Source organism: Streptomyces sp. NPDC015532 (assembly GCF_043078065.1).
Lineage (GTDB): Bacteria > Actinomycetota > Actinomycetes > Streptomycetales > Streptomycetaceae > Streptomyces.
This window is the reverse complement of the sequence record NZ_JBIBSY010000015.1, coordinates 67176-80107: the sequence shown is the minus strand read 5'-3', so window position 1 is coordinate 80107 and position 12932 is coordinate 67176. Positions and strand designations below refer to the sequence as shown.

Below are 12932 nucleotides of genomic sequence, written 5' to 3'. Positions count from 1 at the left end.
TTCGGCCGCGCCACCCAGCCGCCCCGCCGTCCACGGGATGTTCGGCGGGCCGACCGCGCGGGCCCGACCTGCGTACTCCCGCGCGAGTGCCCCGGATGGGGTGAGGCGCCCGCCGCGACGGGATCCGACCGCCGCACATCAATTCCTGTCCGAATCATTGACGCGCCCCGGGTGCCTCCGTACCTTGTGCCAGCAAGCGCTTACTTGAAACGATTCATGCAGGCGGCGTCGACGTTGCGGGGAGGCCCGGCAGTGGGGAACAACGGGAGTGTCGAGAGGCGGACGGTACTGAAGGCGGCCGGGGCTTCGGTGGCCGCGCTGGGGCTGGCGGCGACGACGGGCTGCGGTGGGAGCGGAAGCGGCGCCGGGGACGGGACGGTGACGATCCGTTACGCCTGGTGGGGTGCGGACGAGCGGGCGAAGCGGATCAACCAGTCCATCGCGCTCTTCGAGAAGAAGTATCCGAAGATCAAGGTGCAGACGGACTTCCAGGATTATGTGGCCTTCTGGGAGAAGTTCCAGACCCAGGCCGCCGGCGGAAATCCGCCGGACGTATTCCAGAACGCCGTCGGATTTCTGCGGAAGTACGACAAGCGAGGGATCCTGCTCGACCTCAAGTCCCAGATAGACGCCGGAAATCTCAGCCTGAAAGGCTTCCGCGCCGGCATGGAGAAGGTCGGCCAGGTCGACGGAAAGCAGCTCGGAATTCCCGTCGGATCCAACACCATGTCACTTGTCGTCGACGAGAAGGTGTTCGAGAAGGCCGGTATCGAGCCGAAGCAGGGCTGGACCTGGGACGAGTACTTCGCCGCGCTCAAGAAGATTCACGACACGCAGAAGGTCGCGGGCGACACGGGTTACTTCAGCATCATGTACCTGTACGACCTCTACCTCCGGCAGAACGGCAAGGCGTTCTTCACCGCGGACGGACTCGGTTTCGACGAGGCCGATCTGACGGAGTGGTGGACCGACGGCTACAACCGTGTGAAGGCCGGCATCATCACCGACCCCAAGCGGGTCGAACAGGACAAGCCCAAGTCCTCCCTCTCGGCGGGCCACGCGGCCTCCGAGTTCACCTGGGACAACTTCACGGTCCGTTATACGGCCGAGGGTGACAGCAGTTACGGTCTGGCGCCGATCCCGACGAGCGACGGCAAGCAGACCGGCCAATACCTCGCCTCGCTGATGCTCAGTGCGTCCGCGCACACCAAACACCCCGAAGAAGTGGCCCGGTTCATCGATTTCATGGTCCACGACCCCGAGGTCGGCAAGATCATGGGCTACGACCGCGGGATCCTCGCCACCACCGAGCAGTTCGACGCGTTCCAGCCCGCCGACGCCCCGAGCAAGGCGATCGCGCAGTACGAGCAGGACGTCGCGGCGGCCGGCGTGCTGGGCACCATCACCCCGCATCCGGCAGGCGCCGACACCGTCGAGTCCGCCTTCCTGCGCATAGGCGGTGACATGTCGCAGGGCACCACCAAGGTCTCCGACGCGGTGAAGCAGTTCTTCTCCGAGGCGAAGACCGCCCTCGCCGTCTGATGGGAACCGCCGTGACGCTCGTCAAGGACTCTCCGCCCGACGCGGCACAAAGACGTCCCGAGGCCCCCGCCGCCGACAAGCGCCGGCGGCGCGGGGACAACCTCGCCGGCTATCTCTTCATGTCGCCCTGGATCGCGGGCTTCCTGCTGTTGACCGCGGGCCCGATGGCCGCCTCCCTGTACTTCGCCTTCACCGACTACAACCTCTTCGACGCGCCGCGGTGGATCGGCTTCGACAACTTCACCACCATGTTCGACGACCCCCGGTGGCAGAAGTCCGTCGAGGTGACGGCCAAGTACGTCGTCATCGGTACGCCGCTCAAACTGCTGCTGGCGCTCGGTGTGGCCCTGCTCCTCGCCCGGAGCCGCCGCGGCCAGGCCTTCTACCGGGCCGCGTTCTACGCCCCGTCGCTGATCGGCGCGAGCGTCTCGGTCGGCTTCGTCTGGCGCGCGCTGTTCTCCGACGACGCCGTCGTGGACCGTACGCAGTCCTTCCTGGGCTTCCCCTCCGGAGGCTGGGTCGGCGACCCGGAGCGGGTGCTCTACAGCCTGGTGGCGCTCACCGTCTGGCAGTTCGGCGCCCCCATGGTCATCTTCCTGGCCGGGCTCAAGCAGGTGCCGAAGGAGTTGTACGAGGCGGCCGAGGTGGACGGCGCGGGACCGCTGCGCAGGTTCTGGAGCATCACGCTGCCGATGCTGTCCCCGGTGCTGTTCTTCAACGTGCTCCTGGAGACGATCCACTCGTTCCAGATCTTCGGTTCGGCGTACGTCGTCTCCAACGCCACCTGCGGTCCGGCCGACGCCACGCTCGTCTACACCTGCTACCTCTACCAGAAGGGATTCAGGGAGTCCCAGATGGGCTTCGCCTCCGCCATGGCCTGGATGCTGCTGCTCGCCGTCGCGCTGGTGACGGCCGTCCTCTTCTGGTCGCAGAAGCGCTGGGTGCACTACGAGGAGGACGCCCGATGAGCAGTGTCACCGGCAAGGCATTCGGCTCCGCGACCGCCTCGGGAAGCCCCGGGAGGTCCGGACGCGGGCGCGCCGGCTCGCTCGCCTGGCACCTCGGGGCCCTGCTGGTCCTCGCGGTCGTCCTCTACCCCGTGATCTGGGTCCTCGGCGCCTCCTTCAAGCCCAGTCGCGAGATCATCGGCAGCCTGGACCTGTTCCCGGCCGACCCGATCCTGGCCAACTTCAAGGGGCTCGCCGACGGGATCGCCGACATCTCGATCGCCACCTTCTTCCAGAACTCCCTCTTCTACGCGCTCGGTTCCGTCGCCGGCATCCTGATCTCCTGCTCGCTGACCGCGTACGCCTTCGCCAGGATCCGCTTCGCCGGGCGGAACGTGCTGTTCTCGCTGATGATCGGCACGCTCCTGCTGCCGTATCACGTGCTGCTCATCCCGCAGTACGTGATGTTCCAGAAGGCGGGGCTGATCAACACCTATGTGCCGCTGCTGATCGGCAAGTACCTGGCCACCGAGGCGTTCTTCGTCTTCCTCATGGTGCAGTTCATGCGGAACCTGCCGCGCGAACTGGACGAGGCGGCGCGGCTCGACGGCTGCGGGCACCTGCGGATCTACTGGTCGATCGTGCTGCCGCTGTGCCGCCCGGCCCTCATCACCAGCGCCATCTTCACCTTCATCAACGCCTGGAACGACTTCATGGGCCCGCTGATCTACCTGAACGAGCCCGGCAAGTACACGGTCTCGCTCGGCATGATGATGTTCCGCGACCAGGAGGGAGTCGCCAACTACGGCGGCATGATCGCGATGTCGCTGGTGGCGCTGCTGCCCGTGCTCCTCTTCTTCCTCGCCTTCCAGCGCTATCTGATCGACGGCATGGCGACCTCGGGACTGAAGGGCTGACATGACCGTCACCGAGTCGAGGACCCGCGCCGGGGCGCGAGCCCGCAGGACGCCCCGGGAGTCCGTTCTCGCCGAGAGGTTCGCCGTCTTCGCGGAGTGTCTGCTGACGGGCGTGTGGATCGCGGTGGCCTCGCTGCCGCTCGTGACCGTTCCCGCCGCGTTCGCGGCCGGCGCGCGGCATCTGCGCCGGCGTACGGCTCATGAGGGCGGCGGACGGCGGGAGTTCGTCGCCGACTTCCGGGCGGCCGCACGCGGCGGCTGGCTGGTCGGAGTCGCCGGCTGGGCCGGGGCGGCGGCGGTCCGGGTGGACGTCCAGGCCGTGCGCGCGGGAATCCCGGGTGGGCCGTTCGTCGGAGCGGTCGGGCTCCTCGCGCTGATCGGGGGAGTCGTCGCGGGACTGCGCGCGGCCGCTGTCTGGGAGCCGGGAGCGGCCTGGCGCGGGCTGCTCGCGGACGCCGGACGCCGGACCGTCCTCGATCCCGCAGGGTCGTTCCTGCTCGTCGGCGGACTGGCCGTGGTGGTCTGCTCCGCCCTGCTCGTCGCACCGTTGGCGGTGTCCGTCCTGGGAGCCCTGGCCGCGGCGGCCGTCGCCGTCGAGGAGCGCCGGCGGCGCCGCTGAGCGCGCACTCCTGCGGGCCGGAGCGCCGAGCGCCCGGCCCCGTTCCGCCGCGCCCTCATGACTGTCATGACCCTGACCATTCTGTAAGGAGAGGAAAGACCATGTCGCCCATCCCCCGCAGGTCCCTTCTCAAGGCGGCCGCCGTCGCCGGAGCCGCCGCGCAGTTCAGCTGGGCCCTCGGAACCACGAACGCGCAGGCCGCTCCCCGAGCCGAGGCCGCCGACCCGGATCCCGTCGGCCTCGACTGGCTGGAGGACGGCGGCCTCGGCGCCGCCCCCGGGTCCACCGTCGGTGTGCCCTGGCCCAGAGGCGCGTACCAGCAGGACCAGACGTTCGCGCTGACGGATGCCGACGGCAACGCCGTCCCCGTGCAGTCCTGGCCGATCGCCTACTGGCCGGACGGCTCCCTCAAGTGGACCGCCCACGCGGTGAGTTCGGACGCGGGTGCCCTCACGCTGACGGCGGGGGAGGCCGCCGCGCCGGAGCGGAAGGTCACCGTCGACAGGAGCGGCGGCACCATCACCGTCTCGACCGGGGTCATCACCGCGAGGATCGGCAGGAGCGGCTCGGCGCTGGTCAAGTCCGTGACACGCGGTACGACCGAGATCGCCAGGAACGGCCGCCTGGTCCTCATCCGCCGGCCGGAGATCGAGGACCAGGACCAGGGCACCGCGAAGTCCGAGCGCTTCGAGAGCGCGATCTCCGCGGCCGAGGTCGAACAGGACGGCCCGGTGCGGGCCGTCGTCCGCGTCGACGGCAAGCACCGCAAGGGCGACCGGAGTTGGCTGCCCTTCTCGGTCCGCCTGTACTTCTACGCGGGCGCCGACTCCTTCCGCATGGTGCACACGATCACCTTCGACGGGAAGCAGGAACCCGGGAAGAGCAGCGGCGACTTCGTGGGCGGGCTCGGCGTCCGCTTCACCGTGCCGATGCGGGACGCCGCCTACGACCGGCACATCCGCGTCGGCGGCGACGGAACCGGCCTGCTGCGCGAGGCCGTCCAGGGCGTCACCGGGCTGCGCCGCGACCCCGGAGCCTCCGTCCAGGCCGCCCAGTTCGCCGGCGAGAAGCTCGCCGACCCGTCCACCTGGGACCAGCGGGTCACCACCCGGCTCCAGTACATCCCCGAGTGGGGCGACTACACCCTCTCCCAGCTCTCCGCCGACGGCTTCACCCTGCGCAAGCGCACCAGGAAGGGGCACGGCTGGATCGCCGCGGGCGGTGGCCGGCGCGCCTCCGGGTTCGGATACGTCGGCGGGCCCAGCGGCGGATTCTCCTTCGGGCTGCGGGACTTCTGGGAGAAGTTCCCCGCCCAGCTCGACATCCGGGACGCCCACACCGACGAGGCCGAGGTCACCCTCTGGCTCTGGTCGCCCGAGGCGCAGCCCATGGACCTGCGCTTCTACCACGACGGCATGGGCCAGGACACGTACGCCGAACAGCTCGAAGGCCTCAACATCACCTACGAGGACTACGAACCGGGCTTCGGCACCCCCTACGGCATCGCCCGCACCTCCGAACTGCTCTTCTGGGCCAACGAGTCGACGCCCACGCCCGAGAGGCTCGCCGAACAGGTGGACGCCGTACGCGTGCTGCCGCAGCTCGCCGCCCCGCCCAAGCAGCTGATCAAGGCGCAGGTCTTCGGCCCCGGCCTCTACTCGGAGCCCGACCGGTCCACCCCCGCCAAGGCGAAGATCGAGGACCATCTCGACTTCCTCTTCACCTACTACAAGGACCAGGTGGAGATGCGCCGTTGGTACGGCTTCTGGGACTACGGCGACATCATGCACTCCTACGACCCGGTCCGGCACCAGTGGCGCTACGACGTCGGCGGCTACGCCTGGGACAACTCCGAGCTGTCGCCGGACCTGTGGCTGTGGTTCGCCTACCTGCGCAGCGGCCGAGCGGACATCTTCCGCTTCGCCGAGGCGATGACCCGGCACACCGGCGAGGTCGACGTCTACCACCTCGGCCAGTGGGCGGGGCTCGGCACCCGGCACGGCGTCCAGCACTACGCCGACAGCGCCAAACAGCAGCGCATCGCCAACACCACCTACCGGCGCTACTACTACTTCCTCACCGCCGACGAACGGGTCGGCGACCTCATGCACGCGAACGTCGACTCCGACGAGACCTTCCTCGCCCTGGACCCGCTGCGCAAGATCCGCACCGAGCCGTACACGCCGGACCGGCACGCGCTGTCGATCGGCTTCGGCACGGACTGGAGCGGCCTCGTCTCGGCGTGGCTGACCGAGTGGGAGCGCAAGGGGCCCAAGTGGGAGAAGGCCAGGGCGCGGGTGCTGTCGACGATGGAGACCATCGCCGCGCAGCCCAACGGATTCGTCCAGGGCTCCGGCCTGTACGACCTCGACACCGGACGGTTCGCCGTCGCCACCGAGCCGGTGGTCGGCGTCTCGCACCTGTCCGCCGTCTTCGGCCTGAACGAACTGTGCGCCGAACTCATCGATCTCGTCGACATGCCCGCCTTCAAGGAGGCGTACCTCGACTACTGCCGCTACTTCAACGCCACCAAGACCGAGCAGGCGGCCCGCTACGGCAGCAACTTCGGCACCCTGCTGCTCTTCCAGGGCCACTCGCGCCTCGACGCGTACGCCGCCGTGCAGACCGGCGACACCCAACTCGCCACCCGTGCCTGGACGAAGTTCTACAGCTCCGACGGCTACACCGAGTCCTCGCCCTGGAAGACGGAGAAACTGAGCGGCCCGGTCACGCTGGTGCCGGGCAGCGAGGCCAACTGGGTCTACACGAACGACACAGCGCTCTACGGCCTCGCCGCCATCGAGAACCTGGCACTCCTCGGCGACAAGATGCCCGCGTGAACCGGATGCCCACGTGACGGGATGCCCACGTGACCGGATACCCGCATGACCGGTCGCCGGTGACCGCCCGCTAGTCCATCCTCCCCAGCACCTCCCGCACCCGCCGTGCGTCGCGGATCCGCTGCTCGTACGTGGCACCCAGCGCGAGCAGCAGCAGGCCGGCGAGTGCGGGAGGCGTCCAGCGGGGGAGCGCGTCCACCACCTGCACGATGTACGGGGCGAGTTCGTGCAGGGCGTCCAGGACGAGCACGGTGCCGCCCAGCACCAGCGGAGCCTGTAGCCGGTGCCGGGCACCCAGCAGGGTGACGGCGAGGGCCGCCGCGCCCAGCAGCAGCGGACGTGGCCACTGTCCGTCGCCCCACGCCGCGAAAAGGCTCGGCACGAGCGTCACGGACAGGCCCGGCGCGTACGCCGTCCACGAGGACACCGAGGTGTCCGAGCGGCGCCTGAACGCGCCCAGGAGCAGTGCGGGAACCGTCACCGGCAGCGTGTACGCCTCCGGGGAGCCGACGCCCCAGGACGCGAGCCGCACCCACGAGGCCAGCACGAACAGGGCGACGGCCGCGTATCCGACGGGGCGCCGGTCCTCCCGTACGGCCGTACCCGCGGCGATCAGCCCGCACAGGGCCAGGACCATGGCCAGCAGCGCCGGTTCGGCCACCGCGAGCGCGACGGCGAGCAGCCCGGCGAGGGCACCGGTGATCTCGATCGACACGGTCGTCGGTCCGTGCTCGGCGCGTGCGGCGAGCAGCGCGGCGACCACGGGCACGACCAGCACGAGCAGCGCCGTGTGCTGGGGCTGGAGCCCGAGTGAGGCGCCGGCCGCACAGGCGAGGGCCGACGCGTATCCGAGCGCCGCGGGCGCCGCGACCGGGCCGTGGCCGGGCCGTACGGCGGCCGCCGCGAACAGGGCGGTCAGCACGGCGAGCACGGTCAGGGTCGCGCCCTCGGAGGCCAGCGCGAGGAAGGCGAGACCGAGGGAGGTGACCAGGGCCAGCACGAGCGCCACCGCCGGGAGGCCGGTCCGGCGGGCGTACCGAAGCAGGGCCGCCGTGAGGAGGCCGTGGACCGACAGCGCGGCCACGTAAGGGAGTTCGAGGGTCGCCGGCAGGACGAGGGCCGTCGCCCACGCCAGGGTCAGCGCGCAGGCCAGGGCGTACGGACGCCAGGCGGCGGCTCGGACGGCCACCACCAGGACGGCGGCGACGAGCGCGAGCACGAGCGGTGCCGTGACCGCGTCCGCGGGCCAGGGCAGGCCGTTCGTCACCGCGTCCCGCGCGTTCGCCGGAGCCCCGGACCAGACGGAGCCCGCCTGGCCCACCGGGCCCAGCAGGGTGATCACGACCACGGGCAGGGCCCAGGCCACGGCGAGGGCCCCCACACACCCCGAGGCCAGGACGATCCCGCGCCGCACCGGGGTGGGGACGCCCGCTTGGGCGACGGCCAGCAGGGCGATCGCGCACGCCAGATGACCGGGGACCGTCCACTCGCCCGGCAGTGACGTCCGCAGCAGCCCGCCGGACGCGACGACACCGATCAGTCCGCCGGCCGTCGCGATGCCCGTCGCGGTGTTCGTGGTGAGGCCCGGCTTCGGGGCGCCCCACGCCGCCGTCAGCGCGATCGACGCGGCGAGGAGGAGGAGCGCCGCCGCACGGGCGGCGGCGCTCGGACCGGCGGACGTCCAGGACAGCCAGCCGGCGGCGAAGGCGCCCCAGCCGCCCAGGCCGTACGCCCCGACGGCGGCGACGGCGCGGACCGGCCGCGCGGGCAGGCGCAGGGCGAGTGCCGTGTCGAGCGCCGCCGTGACCAGCAGGGCGGCCGTGACGGCGTACGCGCCCGCCGAGGCGGCCACCGCCCACAGGAGCAGCGGAAGCTGCGCGGCGACCACGGCGGCGGGCAGCGGCAGCCGCAGCGACGCACGCGCGCCGGGGGCGGCGGTCCGCAGCGGCGCGCCCAGCGCGACCGCGTACCCCGCCCACACCGCGGCCAGCACCGTCGAGGCGAGCGCCGCGTAGCCGACGCCGTCCGTGCGGGGGAGCGCCACCGCGTACAGCGCGTACGCGTCCAGGACCGTCAGCACGAGGCCGGTCCCCGCCACCGCCTCGGCCGTCGAGCGCAGCCCGCGGCGCAGCAGGGGCACGGGAGCGCCGAGCGCGGCGAGCGTCACCGCGCCGAGCACCAGCGACCGTCCCGCGATCCCGAGGTGCCCCCAGCCGACCAGAGTGAACGCGACGGCGGCGACGGCCAGCAGGATGCCGCCGAGCAGCAGGAGCGCGTTCTGCACCCCGGGTGCGCCGGTCTCGGGCCGCCGGGCCCCGGGAGCCGGGGGCGCGGTTTGTACGGGCGTCGGCTGGAGCGCGTGGACCAGCCAGGCGCGGCGGGTCAGCAACACGGCCCGGCGCGCGTCGAGTTGCCGCAACTCGGTGTCCAGGAGCCGCAACTCCTCGGCCGGGGACGGGATCTGGGTCATGGTTCGCAGTGTGGTCCCGGTCACGCCCCCGGACATGAGCGCGCGTACTCACGCCGTACTCAGATCAGCGGACATGCCCGGCGGGTACTTCCGGTACCTCCGCCGCGTGGGCACACTCGGTCCATGGACTGGACCCACTACCGCTTCCGCACCGTGTGGGAGCTGCCCGCGCCGCCCGCGGACGTCTACACGGTCCTGGAAGCGGCCGAGACCTACCCGCGCTGGTGGCCCCAGGTGCGCGAGGTGACCCCCGTCGACGAGCACAGCGCCGTCATCAGGATCCGCTCGGTCCTGCCGTACGACATCACGATCACCGCGCACGAGACGCGCCGGGACCCGGCGGCCGGCGTCCTGGAGATGGAGATGTCGGGCGATCTCGACGGCTGGGCACGCTGGACCTGCGAGGCGGCCGGCCCGGGGACCCGCGCCCGGTACGACCAGAACGTGCACGTCACCACGCCGTTGCTGCGGCGGCTCGCCGTGCCGGGACGCCCCTTCTTCCGCGCCAACCACGCCCTGATGATGCGCGCGGGACGGCGCGGACTGAAGGCTCACCTCGGAACGGTTTGAACCCCACCCGCCGGGACCTGTATTGTTCAGTCCGTTCCCGGGCGATTAGCTCAGTGGGAGAGCGCTTCGTTCACACCGAAGAGGTCACTGGTTCGAACCCAGTATCGCCCACCGGGAGAAGACCGGTCCGTCATCGACGGACCGGTTTTTCGTTGTGCCCGACGGCATCGCCCCCGGTCAGGCCGCCGCCGGCAGATCCGGGCGCAGCGGCCACGCCGGATCGACCGCCTCCGGCGCACCGCTGCGCGCGAACCAGGCCTGGAGCCCGCGCGCCTGTGCCGCGTGCCACACCGCCTGGAGCGTGTGCAGCTCGGACGGCGACAGCCGTTCGAGACGGGCCGCGAACCGCCGCCCCACCGCACGGACGACCTCCATCGAGGCCAGCGCGTCGGCCGCCGCGTCGTGCGCGCCCTCCAGGGGCACCTCGTAGTGCGCGCACAGATCGGTCAGGGTGCGGCGGCCCTTGCGATAGCGGTCCAGATGCTTGTCCAGGACCCGGGGGTCGAGCACCCGCAGCGACGCCGACGCGAACCAGTGGTCGAGGGACGACGCCCGATGCCTGCGCAACTCCCGGTCCAGCAGCGTCAGATCGAACGGGGCGTTCATCACCACCAGCGGCCGGCCCGCCGCGGCCTGCTCACTCAGCTCGCGCGCTATCTCCTCCATCACGGGCGACGGCCAGCGGCCGTTGCGCTGCAGATGTTCGTCCGTGAGCCCGTGGATCGCCGTCGCCCCCGCGGGCACCGGCACTCCGGGATTCACCAGCCACCGGGTCACCCGCGGACGGGAACCCGGGGCGTCCTGGACGACGACGGCGGCCGACACGATCCTGTCGGTCTCGACGTCCACGCCCGTGGTCTCCGTGTCGAACGCGGCCAAGGGGCCTTCGTACCAGCACGTCATACGCACACAACTCCTCGTTCACCCACGGCAGCTGACGCACCGTCTTCTGCCCGTTTGGTGATACCCGGGCTGTTTGCGCCGTACGCCGGCAGGAGACAACAGAGGTACGGGTCTTTGCAGTTCAGCGACCCGTCGCGGGGATACATCACGCCTGGAAGGCCGTTGGACTCATGGCACTCGCGCAGCCCGAACAGGGCGGGCTGCTGCCCCAGCGGACGGCACCCCACCGCGGATCACTCGCCACCACCGCCTGCATGGAGACCTTGCAGGTGGGCTACCTGCACGCGGTCGCGGCGGCCGCGGGCTGCTCGCTGTCCCAGCCGTTTCCCGACAACGGCATCGACTGGCACGTCAGCCACAGCGCCCCCGGGCACACGGTCGACGACGAAGTCACCATCAAGGTGCAGCTCAAGTGCACGTATCAGATCCCGCCCGACCCCCCGGGGCCCGCCTTCTCCTTCACGCTCGACAACGAGCACCTGGCGAAGCTCGCGCGGACCCCGGTCTCGGTGCACAAGATCCTGGTCGTGATGCTCGTACCCCGGTCCCAGGACGACTGGCTGCGCGCCGGCCACGACCGGCTCGACCTCAGGCACTGCTGCTACTGGATCAATCTCGCCGGGCACGCCATCACGGGCCGGCGCCGGACCACCGTCCGCATCCCGACGGCCCGGATCTTCGACGACCGGGCCCTGTGCGAGATCATGACGAGGGTCGGGACGGGAGGCAGACCATGACACACCGCCCCATCGACGAGGTGCTCAGGCCGGTCAGGCCGCACCCCGCCGAAGCCTTCTGGAACGATCCGCCGGCCCCCGACCAGGTGGACCCGGCCGTGCTCGGCGCGCTGCTGCGGCGGCACGGCTGGCGGCGCCGCGGGGGAGCCGCCGGGCGGTACGGCCGGTGGACCCCACCCGGGCCCGGGGGCGGCGGCACCAGCCTGCTGGTGCCGGAGAACCGGGCCTTCCCCGACAGTGACGACCTCCTCGGTGAGGCACTCGTCGCGCTCTCCCGCAGCGGCTCCCCGGCCGCGCGTGACGTGCTCGTCGCCCTCGCCGTGCCCAGCGACGAGATCCGCTGGTGGCGGGATGTGCCGACCGGCCCCGTGGGCGCGGCGCCCTGGACCGTCGAGGAGCAGACGCGTGGGGCCGCCCGCCAGATCCTGCTCGCCGGCGCGCTCGCGGCACACGCGCGTGCCGGCTACTACGGCGCCCGCCACCGCAGGGCGGCCACCGCCTCCCTGGAGAACGTCCTGGTGGGCGCGGAACCGGGAGGCCGCGGTCTCACCGCGTTCGTGCCCGTCACCACGGGCCGACCGCTCGCCGTGCGCCTGCACGAGGCGCTGTGCGCCGCTCGCGAGGCCGTCGACTACCAGCGGGCCACCGGCGGCATGGAGGCCTTCGACGCGGCCGTGGAGGCGGGCGTCAGCCATGAACTGATGGAAGCCCTGGTGGCCCTCGTCCGGGGCACCGAGGGCGCCCGGATCACCGTCGAGTGGTCACCGGCCGCGGGCGTCCCCGAAGGCGGTGCGAGCCCCGCCGAGCCGGTCGAGTTCTCGCCCGGCGACCTGCCCGTGCTGCGCGAGGCCGGGGCCCGCTATCTGCGCGAGGAGCCGTCCGTGCCGGTGCGGCTCACCGGTGCCGTGGTCCGGATGCGCAGGTCCGGCCCGCGCGGAGCGGGGACGGTACGGCTGCGGGTCATCGCGGGCGCCGAGGTCCCGCACGTCCGCATGACCCTCGACGAGGAGGCGTACCGGATAGCGGGCCAGGCCCATCTGGTCGGGCTGCCGGTTCGGGTGCACGGCCGCCTGGAGAGCCGCGGCGGCTTCCGCAGGCTCACGGACGCCACCGGTGTCGTACCCGTCCAGGTGGACGAGGCCGAACGGGACCGGCTGATGAAGTCGCTCCAGGAGAATCTGGACTTCTTCGAGGAGGCGTGCAACGAGGACTGAGGCGCGCGTGCGGGGAGGACCGAGGCGCGTGTGCGGGGGGCCGAGGCGGTCGTGCGGAGGGGGCCGGGGCGCACTGTCCACAACCGTTTCGCGGAGGGCCCCCCGGGCTCGGTAGGATTCGGGGCATTGCCATGCCATCCCGTATGTGGTGTGGCACCCCTTCAGTCAGGAGA

Annotated in this window: 10 protein-coding genes and 1 tRNA gene; 9 read left to right on the top strand and 2 right to left on the bottom strand. The window is 71.5% G+C overall.

The features are described from left to right. Positions 1-252: 252 nt before the first annotated feature. From ACF07B_RS33765 to ACF07B_RS33745, 5 genes are all read left to right on the top strand, one after another. Complete coding sequence (locus ACF07B_RS33765; RefSeq protein WP_392181733.1) at positions 253-1542, top strand: ABC transporter substrate-binding protein; 1290 nt, start codon at positions 253-255, stop codon at positions 1540-1542. 11 nt (positions 1543-1553) lie between these two features. Beyond that, a complete protein-coding gene (locus ACF07B_RS33760; protein WP_392181732.1) occupies positions 1554-2510 on the top strand; it encodes a carbohydrate ABC transporter permease in 957 nt (318 codons plus the stop codon). After that, positions 2507-3406 (top strand): carbohydrate ABC transporter permease, encoded by a 900-nt coding sequence (locus tag ACF07B_RS33755; protein ID WP_392181731.1) that lies wholly within the window; start codon positions 2507-2509, stop codon positions 3404-3406. Before ACF07B_RS33760 ends, ACF07B_RS33755 begins: the two co-directional genes overlap by 4 nt. A gap of 1 nt (position 3407) precedes the next feature. After that, positions 3408-4025 carry a hypothetical protein gene (locus tag ACF07B_RS33750; protein WP_392181730.1) on the top strand — a complete coding sequence of 206 codons (618 nt, stop codon included), beginning with the start codon at positions 3408-3410 and terminating at the stop codon, positions 4023-4025. 101 nt (positions 4026-4126) lie between these two features. After that, positions 4127-6865 (top strand): Tat pathway signal sequence domain protein, encoded by a 2739-nt coding sequence (locus tag ACF07B_RS33745; protein ID WP_392181729.1) that lies wholly within the window; start codon positions 4127-4129, stop codon positions 6863-6865. Between the two features lie 70 nt (positions 6866-6935). Here ACF07B_RS33745 and ACF07B_RS33740 read toward each other — a convergent pair whose 3' ends face one another. Further along, positions 6936-9371, bottom strand: a complete 2436-nt coding sequence (locus ACF07B_RS33740; protein WP_392181728.1) for an SCO7613 C-terminal domain-containing membrane protein — start codon at positions 9369-9371, stop codon at positions 6936-6938. Positions 9372-9458: 87 nt separating this feature from the next. Here ACF07B_RS33740 and ACF07B_RS33735 point away from each other — a divergent pair, with 87 nt between their 5' ends. Next, a complete protein-coding gene (locus tag ACF07B_RS33735; RefSeq protein ID WP_384236008.1) occupies positions 9459-9905 on the top strand; it encodes an SRPBCC family protein in 447 nt (148 codons plus the stop codon). A gap of 39 nt (positions 9906-9944) precedes the next feature. Then, a tRNA-Val gene (locus ACF07B_RS33730) sits at positions 9945-10016 on the top strand. Positions 10017-10082: 66 nt separating this feature from the next. On the opposite strand, the gene ACF07B_RS33725 is transcribed toward ACF07B_RS33730, so the two are convergent. Further along, complete coding sequence (locus tag ACF07B_RS33725) at positions 10083-10808, bottom strand: 3'-5' exonuclease (protein WP_369483246.1); 726 nt, start codon at positions 10806-10808, stop codon at positions 10083-10085. A 170-nt stretch (positions 10809-10978) separates the two neighbouring features. On the opposite strand from ACF07B_RS33725, the gene ACF07B_RS33720 reads away from it, so the two are divergent. Next, the gene (locus ACF07B_RS33720; protein ID WP_362398251.1) at positions 10979-11545 is read left to right on the top strand and encodes a DUF4365 domain-containing protein; all 567 of its coding nucleotides are present in this window, start codon (positions 10979-10981) and stop codon (positions 11543-11545) included. Beyond that, entirely contained in the window at positions 11542-12759 is a 1218-nt protein-coding gene (locus tag ACF07B_RS33715; protein ID WP_392181727.1) for a hypothetical protein, read from the top strand. Before ACF07B_RS33720 ends, ACF07B_RS33715 begins: the two co-directional genes overlap by 4 nt. Positions 12760-12932: the final 173 nt, after the last annotated feature.

Coding starts and splice junctions, on each gene's coding strand:
- ACF07B_RS33755 (WP_392181731.1), top strand. CDS start 2,507: ATGAGCAGTGTCACCGGCAAGGCATTCGGCTCCGCGACCGCCTCGGGA.
- ACF07B_RS33750 (WP_392181730.1), top strand. CDS start 3,408: ATGACCGTCACCGAGTCGAGGACCCGCGCCGGGGCGCGAGCCCGCAGG.
- ACF07B_RS33745 (WP_392181729.1), top strand. CDS start 4,127: ATGTCGCCCATCCCCCGCAGGTCCCTTCTCAAGGCGGCCGCCGTCGCC.
- ACF07B_RS33740 (WP_392181728.1), bottom strand. CDS start 9,371: ATGTCCGGGGGCGTGACCGGGACCACACTGCGAACCATGACCCAGATC.
- ACF07B_RS33735 (WP_384236008.1), top strand. CDS start 9,459: ATGGACTGGACCCACTACCGCTTCCGCACCGTGTGGGAGCTGCCCGCG.
- ACF07B_RS33725 (WP_369483246.1), bottom strand. CDS start 10,808: ATGACGTGCTGGTACGAAGGCCCCTTGGCCGCGTTCGACACGGAGACC.
- ACF07B_RS33720 (WP_362398251.1), top strand. CDS start 10,979: ATGGCACTCGCGCAGCCCGAACAGGGCGGGCTGCTGCCCCAGCGGACG.
- ACF07B_RS33715 (WP_392181727.1), top strand. CDS start 11,542: ATGACACACCGCCCCATCGACGAGGTGCTCAGGCCGGTCAGGCCGCAC.